Source organism: Maribellus maritimus (genome assembly GCF_022267315.1).
In the GTDB taxonomy this organism is placed as follows: Bacteria; Bacteroidota; Bacteroidia; order Bacteroidales; family Prolixibacteraceae; genus Draconibacterium; species Draconibacterium maritimum.
Genome location: NZ_JAIKLE010000001.1, coordinates 79,722 through 95,285 on the forward strand (window position 1 = coordinate 79,722; position 15,564 = coordinate 95,285).

At 38.8% G+C, this 15,564-nt stretch carries 8 protein-coding genes; all 8 read right to left on the reverse strand.

What is annotated here, in order from left to right; all coding sequences use genetic code 11:
• Window positions 1-367 precede the first annotated feature (367 nt).
• The gene (locus K5G00_RS00335) at window positions 368-2,053 is read right to left on the reverse strand and encodes a 7TM diverse intracellular signaling domain-containing protein (RefSeq protein WP_238763220.1); all 1,686 of its coding nucleotides are present in this window, start codon (window positions 2,051-2,053) and stop codon (window positions 368-370) included.
• A gap of 423 nt (window positions 2,054-2,476) precedes the next feature.
• A complete protein-coding gene (locus K5G00_RS00340; RefSeq protein WP_238763222.1) occupies window positions 2,477-2,767 on the reverse strand; it encodes a hypothetical protein in 291 nt (96 codons plus the stop codon).
• Between the two features lie 228 nt (window positions 2,768-2,995).
• Entirely contained in the window at window positions 2,996-4,705 is a 1,710-nt protein-coding gene (locus K5G00_RS00345; RefSeq protein WP_238763224.1) for an acyl-CoA dehydrogenase family protein, read from the reverse strand.
• A 24-nt stretch (window positions 4,706-4,729) separates the two neighbouring features.
• Window positions 4,730-5,749, reverse strand: coding sequence for an electron transfer flavoprotein subunit alpha/FixB family protein (locus tag K5G00_RS00350; protein ID WP_238763226.1), 1,020 nt, complete (start codon window positions 5,747-5,749; stop codon window positions 4,730-4,732).
• A 25-nt stretch (window positions 5,750-5,774) separates the two neighbouring features.
• Complete coding sequence (locus K5G00_RS00355; RefSeq protein WP_238763228.1) at window positions 5,775-6,650, reverse strand: electron transfer flavoprotein subunit beta/FixA family protein; 876 nt, start codon at window positions 6,648-6,650, stop codon at window positions 5,775-5,777.
• A gap of 378 nt (window positions 6,651-7,028) precedes the next feature.
• Window positions 7,029-7,355: a DUF3467 domain-containing protein gene (locus K5G00_RS00360; RefSeq protein ID WP_158863864.1), complete on the reverse strand. Its 327-nt coding sequence runs from the start codon at window positions 7,353-7,355 to the stop codon at window positions 7,029-7,031.
• 22 nt (window positions 7,356-7,377) lie between these two features.
• Window positions 7,378-11,637: a DNA-directed RNA polymerase subunit beta' gene (gene rpoC, locus K5G00_RS00365; RefSeq protein ID WP_238763230.1), complete on the reverse strand. Its 4,260-nt coding sequence runs from the start codon at window positions 11,635-11,637 to the stop codon at window positions 7,378-7,380.
• Between the two features lie 50 nt (window positions 11,638-11,687).
• Window positions 11,688-15,497, reverse strand: a complete 3,810-nt coding sequence (gene rpoB / locus K5G00_RS00370; protein ID WP_238763232.1) for a DNA-directed RNA polymerase subunit beta — start codon at window positions 15,495-15,497, stop codon at window positions 11,688-11,690.
• Window positions 15,498-15,564 lie beyond the last annotated feature (67 nt).

The following is a 15,564-nucleotide window of genomic DNA, read 5'->3' on the forward strand; positions in this document are numbered from 1 at the left end:
ATTATTCAATATTGTACAAGCTTATCTCTCAGATTTTATTTACTACTGATAAACTTATTTTGATCAGAACCTGAAAAGGATATTGATTCGTGAAAAATTTCCGATTTGTTGAATAACAAAAAGGACGAAATATACTACCCCCTAAAAAAAGGCATGACAGATCCATGATTCCCGGTTTTTATTTTTCTTAATTACAAACTCACACATTTAACCACGGTAAATCTAGCAGTATTGGCTATTAGAGGAGGCAAAACATACCTAACAAAATCTTAACTTTTGCTGTTTAATTGAAAATAATTGAGAAATATTGGGAATTTTGTCCTGGTCTATTAAAGATTGCGAATAAAAACAGAAAAAAATAAATAATCTACTTAATTTCTATTTCAGAAACCACGGCATATAAGTTTTCATGATTTTCCAATCCCATCTTTTTGCGCAGCCGACTTCGGGCCACATCAACACTTTGCTGACTTTTTCCTGTAATTAACGCTATCTCTTTTGAAGAAAGTTTCATTTTTATAAATGCACAAAGTTTATTTTCGCTGGCAGTTAAGTTTTGATATTTCTTATTTAGCGCGTTATAAAAATGCGGATGAACAGCGGCAAAATGACTTTCAAACTCGTTCCAGTGATTATTGTTTGTGTTTGATTTCAAATTTGACATTAATTCCAGCAGCTGATTCTTTTGAATTTTTTCCTGGTTTTTCAGCTTTGACAGCTGCTTCAAAACAGTTTTTTGCATCGATTCTTTTTGTGAAATAACGATGGCTTTATAGGTTAAATCGCGGTTCTTTTTATCGATAGTCTTGTTCAGCTCTTCAAGCTCTCTTTCCTTTTCAAGCTTTTCATTTTTTAAATAAGCAATATCAAGTTGTCTTTTTATTCTAATCAGCCGTTCATTGTAATGAGCAAAGTTTATTGCGATTGCAAATAATAGTATTTCAATATAAAACCCTGCCTGGTATATGTATATGTGCTCGGCAGATATATAAAACAAGTTGGTAATTATAGCCGCACCTCCACCTGCCGCCAAAAATAATGAACCTGAAAGAATTATTTTTACAGCAAGCGGCACTTTACGAACAAGTAGGAAAAATATTAAAACAATTGTGATACCATTCAAAACCGACAAGACATCACCAATGTGAACAGCTATATTATATCTAAAAAGCGAAATAATAATAATTATAATACTTAACGATAAAACTACAAAGGCATATCTAAAAATCAACTTCCTGTAGTCCCTCTGGTTTCCTTCGTTTAAAGCATAGTAGAGAAAAAAGAAGTAAAACGGCTGCCCTAAAACAATGCTAAAAAAGAAGAGTTTATTTACCAAAGGGTGCTTAGGAAACCAAAATAATTCGATATAGTCGTAATAAAAAAAGAAATATAAACTTGCAATAGCTATATAGACAAAATAACTCAAATAAAGTTTTTCGCGGGTTAAGAGAAAAAGAACCAAATTAAAGAGGCATAATATAGCAATAACGCCGGTGAAAAAACTTTGAATTATATCGGTCTTAGTTCTGAAATATTGATATTTTTTTACCGGAATTATTTTAACAGAAGGAAACGAATATGTTTCGTAACCTTCTCTTTTTACTTTTAAATAAACTACGGTTACATTTCCTTTAGCTCTTTCCAATAAAACTTTGTCTTTGAAGAAACCTTTAAAAGAACGGATTGAAAGCGGAATATGAGTTCCGCCAATGTATTTTGTGATTCTGCCTTGAGGGAAAAGTTGTATCAGTTGAATTTCAGAAAAAAAATCGTTAAAATGAATAAAATACGACTCACACTCTAAAACCTGATTACTAAATGTGAGTTTGAACCAGTAATATTCATTTGGATTTAATAGTTCATTTCCATAGGTTGTAAATGGTGCATTGGTCAACTCCAGGTCTGAGATATCCTGAATTCTATTTTCAATTAAATACTGAACTGATGTTAGTGATTCTGAGTAATCAGATTGCCTGTCAGCAAACAGTTCAACAGGAGATACACAAAAAAAAACAAAAATTATTCTAACTATATGGTTATAAAACAAATCCATCTAAATTGGGCTAGTCCTCTTTGACTCTCGGGTAATAATGCCTCTAAAAATAATTCTTTATCTATTCACGACCTCATAAAACGATAGATTTCATTGTTAATGAAATAATAATTTCCATCTTCTTCTCCAACTCAAACTCATTTTCCGAGATTAAGAAGACTTGGACAAATATCTCAAACGTTTTAGTCTTTACATTAAAAACCCAAAAGCCACCTCAAAAGATGAAGTGGCTTTGCCATTTTATAATAATACTAAATACTCTGTACTAATAGCTTATTATCAAGCTCTACAATTCTAATTTGTAGCTCCTAGGTCACTTAGTTCAGACCCCAAATGTACTCTGCATGTGGCTTTAACAGATTCTTCGGAAAAGTCAACCTTCCGGTTTTTTATAAAAATAAGTGCCTAAATCTAAAAAAATTATTAATCTTTGGCACAAATCTTCATTATCTCCAAAGCAAACGATTTTGCTAAAGATTCATTATCAAAGAAAAATTTATAAGGTTTATAGGCATTACTCATAGCTTTTGAATCAACTCCGGCTTCCGGATAAACAATTTTTTCACTGGTAGTAACCACAACCATATTTTCTTCCTCTTTCCTTCCGGGAGGGTCTAACTGAACGACAATCGATGTAATTAGTTCTTTTTTAACAACCACCATGTCAACCAGGGTTTCATCATCAAAATTATTATCTGCTGCGGTTCTGCACAATTAATCAATATAAATAAAATCTCCGGTTACTTTTATTTTCAGAGAATCCGAATTTTGAGCATTTACGATAGCGGCAATGGAAATTGCTAACAATATAAAACAAACTTTTTTCATGATTTTTGATTTTTCTGAATTAAGACAAAGATGGTGCCAAATGGGAACCATAAAAAAAGCCGCCTTCATACGTTGACAAAAGCAGCTTCTTAAGGGAATATGTATTTTAAAATACTACAATTCGAATTTATAAGTTCCGAGATCACTTAACTCAGAAACCCGGATATATTCAGCATGTGATTTTACCTGCGCCTTGGCAAAAGTAATGTAATTTTTGGCTGAACGCAGGAATGAATCATCGCGGTTTGTATCGAGCAACAGCAAATAACTCATGATAATGTGTCCGGCCATTTCAACCAAACGGCGGGCATGGAAATCGACAAACTCGTTGTCGTCTGTTGAAGTTACTTTTTTCACTGCCTGCTCATACTCATCAGTAAGAATAATCAGCGAACGTTTCAGGTATTCAAGTTGAGGTGAAACCGCCTGAGATTCATAGTACCGAATCTGGTTCAGAAAAACACCGGTTGTTACACCGCGAATAGCAGCTACTACCTGTAACTGTGTTGTTCCTTCATAAATTGAGGTAATTCGGGCATCGCGGTAAATACGTTCCACCGGATAATCCTTCATAAAACCCGAACCGCCATGAATCTGAACAGCATCGTAAGCCAGTTGGTTGCTGTACTCACTTGCCATTCCTTTTACTAGCGGGGTGTATACATCGGCCAAACGCTGATATTTTTTCATTTCTGCACGTTCTTCTTTTTCCAGATTACGTTCTTCGGAAATATGCTGGTATGTTTTATACATATCAACAAAACGTGCTGTCTCGTATAACAAGGTTCTTGAGGCATCCAGTTTAGCTTTCATCATAGAGAGCATTTCGTAGACAGCAGGAAAACGAATAATTGCCTTTCCGAACTGCATTCTTTCTTTGGCATATTCTATTGCTTCGCGGTAAGCAGCCTCACTAACACCAACTGATTGGGCAGCAATTCCAAGACGAGCGCCGTTCATCAATGCCATTACATATTTAATCAACCCCAATTTCCGTGAACCAACCAACTCAGCCGGAGCATCTTTGAAAACCAGCTCACAGGTGGGTGAGCCAATGATTCCCATTTTATGTTCGATACGGCGAACGGTTACTCCACCTTGCTGTTTATCGTATATAAACATCGAAAGTCCACGCCCATCTTTTGTTCCTGGCTCTGAACGCGCCAACACAAGAGAAATTTCTCCGTCGCCGTTGGTGATAAAACGTTTTACTCCATTTAACAACCAAACATTCTTCTTTTCATCCCAGGTAGCTTTTAACTGAACTGCCTGCAAATCGGAACCTGCATCAGGCTCGGTCAGGTCCATTGCCATCGTGTCGCCTTTGCACACACGCGGCAGATATTTTTCCTTTTGTTCTTCCGAAGCAAATTCGTTGATGGTTTCAGCACAATCCTGCAATCCCCAAATATTTACAAAGCCTGCATCGGCACGCGAAACGATATCAGCCGCCATAATATATGGTACAATCGGAAAATTAAGACCTTCATATTTATAAGGCAATGACATTCCCATCAACCCAGCTTTGTTTAGTGCATCAATGTTCTCCTGTGTCCCGCGGGCGTATATAACATGTCCGTCAACTACCTGGGGTCCTTCTGCATCTATACTTTCTGCATTCGGGCCAACAATGTCTCCACAAATCTCACCCACAATCTCCAGCACTTTATCGTAGCTGTCGAGAGCATCTTCATGATCCATCGGAGCAAATGAAAATTCATCTTTAAAAGAAAAATCCCGTTCTTTTAAGCGAACAATCTTTTCCATCAACGGGTGGTTCAAATGGAATTTTAGGTCGCTGTTATCTGTATAATAATTTGCCATTTTAGTTCATATTAAATGTCAACACTATTTTGTATTCGTTTTATAATACTTGATCATCTTTGGAACGATGTCAGCAATATCTCCGGTAATCACATAATCTGCTATGGAATTAATCGGCGCTTCAGGATCGGTATTAATTGCAATAATCTGGGCCGATTGTTCCATTCCCGCACGGTGCTGGATTTGCCCTGAAATACCACAAGCGATATATAATTTTGGACGAACCGTTAAACCAGTCTGACCAATTTGCCTTTCGTGTTCCACATAGCCCGCATCGACTGCTGCGCGGGATGCACCAACTTCGCCACCTAATACTTCGGCAAGTTCATGTAAAAGCTGGAAATTCTCTTTAGAACCAACGCCGTAACCACCGGCAACAATAATAGGAGAACCTTTGATATTCAACTTACTTTTTTCCATATGCCGCTCAATGATTTCGACAACAAAATCGGTATCATTCACATATTTCGACACATCAAGTTTTACTGTTTTCCCTTTGTATTTCGGATCAATAATGCTCTTTTTCATTACACCTTCGCGAACCGTTGCCATTTGTGGACGGCAATCCGGATTTATAATGGTGGCAATAATATTTCCTCCAAAAGCAGGACGAATCTGGTACAGCAAATTCTCATACTTTTTGTCCGCTTTTTTATCGTAATGTTCGCCAATGACCAAACTCGTACAATCGGCTGTTAAACCGCTGTGCAATGCAGAAGACACTCTGGGACCAAGATCGCGGCCTATGGACGAAGCCCCCATAAGGGCAATCTGAGGTTTTTCTTCTTTAAACAGGTTTACGATGATTGAAGTATGTGGCAACGTTTGGTAAGGATACAACCTTTTATCGTCTGCCAGGTACAGCGTATCCGCGCCATAAGGAATTATCTGATCAGCAATACCTTCAAGTTGATGGCCAATGGCAATCGCTTCCAGTTTACATTTTAATTCATTAGCCAGCGTTCTACCCTTGGTCAGCAATTCCTGACTTACCTCGGCTACCTGGCCGTCTTCTATTTCGCAATAAACAAATACGTTATTCATTTCTTTCTAATTTACAAAGGTACAACTACCCGATGGTATGACTCTCAATAAGTTCAAGCATCATATTTTCAATATCTGCATCGTTGTCTGAAATAATTTTGGAATCTTTTGCCTGAAGTACGACATTCTCAATGGATTTTACTTTGGTTGGAGAACCAGTCAACCCCAATTGAGATTTGTCTGTTTCAATGTCGTTAACCGTCCATTCCGGAATATTTAACTCCGGCCGATCGTTATACAGATGTGTATAGTCCTCATTTTCTTTTTGCAACTCGGTAACTGTTTTTGCTCTTTTGTAGGTCATTAACAACTTGGCATTTCGTGCCCTGCACTCCGGAGCTGAACCATTTACTGTAATCACCAGAGGCAGCGGACATTTTACAGTTTCCACACCTCTTTCCAACCTGCGTTTTAATACGATCGTATTATTCTTAAGTTCCTTTACTTCTTCAACATAAGTCACCTGAAGCATATTTAACTTTTCAGCAACCTGTGGCCCTACCTGTGCAGTATCTCCATCGATTGCCTGACGACCTGCAATCACCAGGTCTACGTTTTCAATCTTTTTTAAAGCCTGCCCCAGGGCGTACGAAGTAGCTAAAGTATCAGACCCGGCAAATGCCCTGTCCGTAAGCAAAATACCTCCGTCAGCGCCACGATATAAACCTTCGCGAATAATATCTGCGGCACGTCCCGGTCCCATTGTAAGAATTTTAACTGTTGTTCCGGGAAATTTATCTTTAATCCGTAAAGCCTGTTCCAGCGCATTTAAATCCTCCGGGTTAAAAATAGCCGGAAGTACAGCGCGGTTAACCGTCCCGTCAGCTTTCATTGCATCTTTGCCAACATTCCTCGTATCAGGAACCTGTTTGGCCAAAACAATAATGTTGTAAGCTTTCATCTATACTTGATTTAATTAAGTTTTCTAAATTTTTGCTTTGAGGAAAACACGAAACTCTTTTGCTTTTGGCAAGAAGAGAGGCAAATATAAATATTCACTCTAAAGAAATCAAGACACCTAAACCGAGGTTCAGAAAAATTGCTTCATTGCCAAACAAAACGCGGTTTTTCATGCTTTTCTATTTGAAAAACACAGCCCTAAACCCTTTTAAATATTGACTTTAAAACAATCAAACAAATATTTCTAAAATTCCCGCCTAATGCGATACTTTGTTATTTATATTTATTTTAATTAAGAAAGAAAGGGTTTGCAGCAGTTATTATAAAAAAAGAGGAACCAAAAAAATGATTCCTCTTACATATTTTATAAAATCCTTTATTAAGCCTGAGCAGTTGGCCCGCCAAAATTCATGGGCGGCATCATTGAATCATTGCCAGGTTTCACATTTTTTATAGGTCCGTGAATAGACTCATATTTTTTTATGTTATCCTGCAAAGCCATTAACAAACGTTTGGCGTGTTCCGGAGTTAAAATTATCCGTGACTTCACATTTGCTTTTGGCACTCCCGGCATTATCCGAACAAAATCAACAACAAATTCTGAACTTGAATGTGTTATAACTGCAAGGTTCGAATACACCCCCTGTGCAACGTCCTCACTCAATTCAATATTTAATTGTTGTCCTTTTTGTTTTTTATCATCCATGATGTTGCTCTTTTTACTCTATTTAGGATCTTTTCAAGTCGATCAACTGATCATATTCTGATTTTGACCCCACTACAAGATTTTTATATTCCTTCAACCCTGTACCGGCTGGAATTAGGTGACCGCAAATTACATTTTCTTTCAATCCGTCGAGATAATCGGTTTTACCGTTTATCGCTGCTTCATTGAGGACTTTTGTTGTCTCCTGGAAGGAAGCTGCTGATAACCAACTGCGTGTTTGCAACGCCGCTTTGGTAATCCCCTGAAGAATCTGGCTTGAAGTTGCGGGGATTGCATCCCTCGCTTCAACCAGTTTTTTATCTCTTCTCCTCAACTGAGAATTTTCATCTCTTAATCTTCTGGCAGAGATAATCTGACCTGACCTCAAACCTTCTGCGTCACCGGACTCGATAACAACTTTTTTGTTATAAATCCAGTCATTTTCAGAGATAAACTCGTTTTTATCAACAACCTGTTTTTCAAGGAAGCGGGTATCACCCGGGTCATCGATTTCAACTTTCCGCATCATTTGGCGAATAATGATTTCATAATGTTTATCATTAATTTTCACACCCTGCATGCGGTAAACGTCCTGCACTTCATTCAAAATATATTCCTGAACTGCTGTCGGACCTTTAATAGCCAAAATATCAGAAGGAGTTGTAGCTCCGTCGGAAAGCGATGTTCCCGCCCGAATATAATCGTTCTCCTGAACCAAAATCTGTTTTGAAAGTGGTACCAGATATTTCTTAACGTCGTTATTTTTGGTCGTAACGATAATTTCGCGGTTACCTCGTTTGATTTTCCCCAGAGAAACCTCACCATCAACCTCCGAAACTACTGCCGGATTTGAAGGATTACGAGCTTCGAATAACTCGGTAACACGTGGCAAACCACCAGTGATATCACCTGCTTTACCAGCAGCGCGAGGAATTTTAACCAAAACAGTACCCGCTTTAACTTCCTGATTATTGGATACGGCAATGTGACCACCAACCGGAAGGTTGTATGAGCGTATCATCTCGCCTTTTTTATCCATGATTTTCAGCGTCGGGTTTTTGGTTTTATCCCTGGTTTCGATAATTACTTTCTCACTGTAACCAGTTTGTTCATCTGATTCTTCCCTGAAAGTAATACCATCAATAAGATTTTCAAATTCAATGGTTCCGTCAAATTCGGTAATAATTACACCATTAAACGGGTCCCATTCGCATATCAATTTTCCTTTTCTTATTTCCTCACCATTTTTCACATACAATTTTGAACCATATGGGATGGGGTGAGTAGACAAAGGAATATTTGTATTTTTATCGATAATTTTTAATTCAGCCAAACGACTTACTACGATATCTATTCCTTTTCCTTCATCGTCTTTGCGCTCAACCGAACGAAGTTCTTCAATTTCAACATAACCATCGTATTTTGATTCAACCTGCGATTGTGCTGAAATGTTACCTGCAATACCACCCACGTGGAATGTTCGTAATGTAAGCTGTGTTCCGGGTTCACCAATCGACTGTGCAGCAATTACCCCTACAGCTTCACCTTTTTGAACTTTTTTACCTGTAGCCAGGTTTCTGCCGTAACATTTTGCACAAACCCCAACTTTTGATTCACAAGTTAAAACCGAACGAATTTCGACACTCTCAATCGGAGATTCTTCGATTACATTTGCTACTTCTTCGGTAATTTCGTCACCTGACTTAACAATCAGATTTCCGTTTAACGGGTGATAGATATCATGAACTGATGTACGGCCAATAATTCGGTCGAAAAGCGAAGCAACAACTTCCTCGTTGTTTTTAATTGCAGTTGCTACCAAACCACGCAATGTTCCGCAGTCATCTTCAGAAATGATAACATCCTGAGCAACATCAACCAAACGACGTGTAAGATAACCAGCATCAGCAGTTTTTAATGCGGTATCAGCCAAACCTTTACGCGCACCGTGAGTTGAAATAAAGTACTCCAACACCGAAAGACCTTCTTTAAAGTTGGCCAAAATCGGGTTCTCAATAATTTGGGAACCAGTTGATCCTGATTTCTGTGGTTTTGCCATCAATCCCCTCATTCCGCAAAGCTGACGAATCTGCTCTTTCGATCCACGGGCACCAGAGTCAAGCATCATATAAATAGAGTTAAATCCCTGTTTATCTGTGCTCAACGTCTTCATCACTGAATGAGTAAGCTTTGAGTTTGCATGAGTCCAAATATCAATAACCTGATTATATCTTTCATTATTGGTAATGAATCCCATATTGTAGTTGCTGATAACCTCTTCTACTTCTGCATAACCATCGCCAACAATTCCTTCCTTATCTTCAGGAATGATAACATCATCGAGGTTAAACGATAAGCCACCGCGATAAGCCATATTGTATCCAAGGTTTTTGATATCGTCGAGGAATCCAACAGTTACCGCATTTCCAGATTTCTTAAATACATCTGAGATAATTGTACGAAGTGACTTTTTAGTAAGTAACTGATTTATATAACCAGCTTCTCTTGGAACATACTCATTGAAAAGAACACGACCGACAGTAGTTTCGATAATATGTTTGAAATACGCGCCATTTTCGTCTACGTCTTCAACTTTAACTTTAATTACTGCATGAAGATCAATTACTTTTTCGTAATAAGCAATTAATACTTCTTCGGCAGAATAAAATGTCATTCCTTCCCCTCTTGAGCCTTTACGCGGCTTGGTCATATAATATAAACCAAGAACCATATCCTGCGACGGAACCTGAATCGGAGCACCGTTAGCGGGGTTCAAAAGGTTGTGCGAAGCAAGCATCAATAATTGTGCTTCCAGAATCGCCGCATTTCCGAGCGGTAAGTGAACAGCCATCTGGTCGCCGTCGAAGTCGGCATTAAATCCTGTACAAACCAGCGGGTGCAGCTGAATTGCTTTCCCCTCTATTAATACAGGTTGAAAAGCCTGAATTGACAATCGGTGCAATGTGGGCGCACGGTTCAACATCACCGGATGCCCTTTTAATACATTTTCAAGAATTTCCCAAACAACAGGATCTTTTCGGTCAACAATCTTTTTGGCCGATTTTACCGTTTTTACAATCCCTCTTTCAATCAGTTTCCGAATTACAAAAGGTTTGTATAACTCAGCTGCCATATCTTTTGGAAGACCACATTCATGGATTTGTAATTTAGGACCTACCACAATTACAGAACGTGCAGAATAGTCAACACGTTTTCCCAAAAGATTCTGGCGGAAACGACCTTGTTTCCCTTTTAAACTATCGGAAAGTGATTTTAATGCGCGGTTATTTTCGGTTTTTACGGCATTTACTTTCCTTGAATTATCAAATAACGAATCCACAGCTTCCTGCAGCATTCGTTTTTCATTTCTTAAAATTACCTCAGGCGCTTTAATTTCAATCAATCGTTTTAAACGGTTGTTTCGAATGATTACTCTTCGGTAAAGGTCATTCAAATCGGATGTTGCAAAACGACCACCATCAAGCGGAACCAACGGGCGCAGGTCAGGAGGAATTACAGGAACAACGCGAACAATCATCCACTCCGGACGGTTCAGGTTTTTACTTGCCCTGAATGCTTCAACAACCTGCAAACGTTTCAACGCTTCGTTTTTACGCTGTTGCGAAGTTTCGGTATTTGCTTTATGACGAAGTGTATAAGAAAGATCATCCAAATCGAGCCTGCTTAATATTTCATACAAAGCTTCGGCTCCCATTTTCGCAATAAATTTGTTTGGATCATCATCGTCAAGGAACTGGTTGTCTTTTGGAAGCGTATCCAAAATATCAAGATATTCCTCTTCTGTCAGGAAGTCAAGCTCTTTCACTCCATCAATTGATTTAACCCCAGGATTAATTACAACATATCGTTCATAATAAATAATGGAATCAAGTTTTTTGGTTGGAAGACCTAACAAATAACCAATTTTGTTTGGTAACGATCTGAAATACCAAATGTGTGCAACAGGCACAACCAGCGAAATGTGCCCCATTCTTTCACGACGCACTTTTTTCTCTGTAACTTCCACACCACAACGGTCGCAAACAATTCCTTTATAGCGGATTCGTTTGTATTTACCGCAATGGCATTCGTAGTCTTTTACGGGCCCAAAAATCCGCTCGCAAAAAAGACCATCCCGCTCAGGTTTATATGTTCTGTAGTTAATTGTCTCCGGTTTCAATACTTCGCCAAACGACCTTTCCAGAATTTCTTCAGGAGATGAAAGACTTATTGAAACTTTAGAAAAACTACTTTTTGCTTTATTATCTTTTCTGAATGCCATAATACTAATTAAAAATCATTATAACAGAACCAATTCATTATCGGTGGATTTTACTCCATCCTTACGCTGAGGCCTAAACCTCTGAGTTCGTGTAACAATACGTTTAGTGACTCAGGAATACCCGGTTGTGGCATTGGTTCACCTTTAACGATCGATTCGTATGCTTTAGCCCTACCCATTACATCATCGGACTTAACGGTAAGGATTTCCTGCAGAATATGAGAAGCGCCAAATGCTTCAAGCGCCCAAACTTCCATCTCACCAAAACGCTGACCACCAAACTGTGCTTTACCACCCAATGGCTGCTGAGTAATAAGTGAGTATGGGCCGATAGAACGAGCATGCATTTTGTCTTCCACCATGTGCCCCAGTTTCATCATGTAAATAACACCAACTGTAGCCGGCTGGTCAAATGGTTCACCTGTTTCACCATCGATAAGCCTGGTTTCACCAAATCTTGGCACACCTGCTTTATCAGTGTATTCTGTAATCTCCTCTATTGATGCACCATCAAAAATTGGCGTAGCAAACTTAATTCCCAATTCTTTTCCGGCCCAGCCTAACACAGTTTCATAAATCTGTCCAAGGTTCATCCTTGAAGGCACACCCAGCGGATTCAATACAATATCAACAGGTGTTCCATCGGCAAGGAATGGCATATCTTCTTGTCGAACAACACGAGATACAATACCTTTGTTTCCGTGTCGACCGGCCATTTTATCACCAATCTGAAGTTTACGTTTTTTTGCTATGTATATTTTTGCTAACTGAATAATCCCTGCAGGAAGTTCGTCACCAATTGTAACATTGTATCTTTCACGGCGTGAAACGGCTTCAGCTTCCTTATACTTCATTATGAAGTTGTTAATCACCCTGAAGATCAGATCATTTTTATCTTTATCTGTTGTCCATTTTGATGGATTAACGTTCAAATAATCAAGCTCCTGTAACTGTTTCAGCGTGAATTTTACTCCTTTGGAAATAATTTCAGTTCCATAATAGTCTTTAACTCCCTGAGAAGTTTTACCTGCAGTAAGAGTAAAAAGCTTGTCTTCTAGTTTTACACGTAATGCTGCAATATCGCGATCAAACTTCTCATCAATCTGATCCAACAATGCTTTGGTAGCTTTACCTTTTTTGTCTTTGGTAACCCGGGAGAACAGTTTTTTATCGATTACAACACCCGACAATGAAGGAGAAGCTTTTAGCGATGCATCTTTTACATCTCCCGCTTTATCACCAAAAATTGCGCGTAATAACTTTTCTTCCGGTGACGGATCTGATTCTCCTTTTGGCGTAATTTTACCTATCAGAATATCTCCGGGTTTTACATTGGCTCCAACCCGAATCAAACCATTTTCGTCCAGATTCCGTGTTGCTTCTTCACTAACATTGGGAATATCCGATGTAAATTCTTCAACTCCTCGTTTGGTGTCGCGAACTTCAAGACTGTATTCATCAACATGAACAGAAGTAAACACATCTTCACGAACCATCTTTTCTGAAATTACAATCGCATCTTCGTAGTTATACCCTTGCCATGGCATAAACGCCACCATAAGGTTTCGCCCCAATGCAAGTTCGCCTTTTTCTGTTGCGTACCCCTCTGTAAGGATTTCGCCCTGCCTGATACGTTGCCCTTTTTCTACAATTGGCTTCAGATCAACCGTAGTACCCTGGTTTGTTTTTGTATATTTATCCAAAGTATATGTAACTACTTCCGGATCAAAACTTACAAAACGATCATCATCAGTAACGTCGTAACGGACAATGATCTGATTGGCATCTACGTATTCAATAACACCGTCAAATTCAGCTTTAACCAGAATCATAGAATCGGCTGCAGCTCTTCCTTCAAGTCCGGTACCTACAATAGGTGCTTCCGGGCGTAATAAAGGTACTGCCTGACGCATCATGTTCGATCCCATCAAAGCACGGTTGGCATCGTCATGCTCAAGAAACGAAATCAGAGAAGCTGCTACAGACGCGATCTGGTTTGGACCAACGTCCATCAATTTTACATCTTCTCTATCTACGACAGGATAGTCGCCATCAAGTCTTGATTTAACTTTCTGATTAATAAAATACCCGTTTTCATCAATAGGAGCATTTGCCTGTGCAATAATCTGTGATTCTTCTTCCTCAGCAGTCAGATAAACTACACCATCGTCGCTTAGGTCAACTCTGCTATCTTCCACCTTACGGTAAGGAGTAGAGATAAAACCAAGGTCATTTATTTTAGCAAATACACACAACGACGAAATCAAACCGATATTTGGTCCTTCCGGTGTTTCAATAGGACAAAGTCGCCCGTAGTGAGTGTAGTGTACGTCACGAACCTCGAAGCCTGCTCTTTCCCGAGACAAACCACCAGGCCCAAGTGCCGACATACGGCGTTTGTTCGTCATCTCAGCAAGTGGATTGGTTTGATCCATAAACTGCGACAACGCGTTGGTTCCAAAAAATGAATTAATAACGGATGATAAAGTTTTTGAATTAATCAAATCGATAGGTGTGAAAACCTCATTATCCCTCACATTCATTCTTTCACGAATGGTACGAGCCATACGTGCCAAACCAACTCCAAACTGGTTATACATTTGTTCGCCCACAGTTCTAACCCTACGGTTACTTAGGTGGTCGATGTCGTCTACGTCTGTTTTTGAGTTTACCAACTGAATAAGATGCTTGATAATTTCAATAATATCTTCTTTAGTCAGAACTCTGTTCTCGGAATCAACGTTCAGTCCTAATTTTTTATTAATCCTGTAACGTCCAACTTCCCCGAGATCATATCTTTTATCTGAAAAGAAAAGTTTGTCGATAACATCACGTGCAGTTGCTTCATCCGGTGGTTCGGCATTACGCAACTGACGATAGATATGAAGGACTGCTTCTTTTTCCGAGTTACATGGGTCTTTCTGGAGTGTGTTGTAAATGATAGCAAAATCCTGTTGATTCTGATCATCTTTATGCAACAGAATTGTTTTGACTCCAGATTCCAAGATTTCTTCGATGTGATCATCTTCGATAATTGTTTCACGATCAATAATAACTTCGTTACGCTCGATAGAAACAACTTCGCCTGTATCTTCATCAACAAAATCTTCAATCCACGACTTTAATACACGGGCAGCTAATCTTCTACCAACAACTTTTTTCAGTCCTGTTTTCGAAACCTTTACTTCATCGGCTAAGTCGAATATTTCAAGAACATCCTTATCACTTTCATAACCGATGGCACGCAGTAATGTGGTAACAGGAAGTTTTTTCTTCCTATCGATGTAAGCAAACATAACACTGTTAATGTCGGTTGCAAACTCAATCCACGAACCTTTAAAAGGTATAATACGTGCTGAATAAAGTTTTGTACCGTTGGCATGTAAACTTTGACCAAAGAACACACCGGGAGACCTGTGTAACTGCGAAACGATAACCCTTTCAGCACCATTTATAATAAAGGTACCTCTGTCGGTCATGTATGGCACAGTTCCGAGGTATACGTCCTGAACAACAGTATCAAAGTCCTCGTGTTCCGGATCGGTACAATACAACTTTAATTTTGCCTTTAAAGGCACACTAAAAGTTAAGCCGCGCTCAACACACTCTGCAATTGTGTACCTTGGCGGATCTACCTGATAATCCAGAAATTCCAACACAAAATTATTCCGTGTATCAGTGATGGGAAAATTTTCCTCGAAAACACGAAACAGGCCTTCCGACTTTCTGTTATCAGGAGTGGTTCTTAACTGAAAAAAATCCTTAAATGATTTAACTTGTACTTCTAAGAAGTGAGGATAATCAAACCTCGTTTGTGTTGAGGAGAAATTTATCCTCTCGTTTTTTGTATATACTGACATGTATTTATACAGGTTAATAATTATATAAAATATAAATACACAAAAAGGTTTAGAATCCTACGCTGGT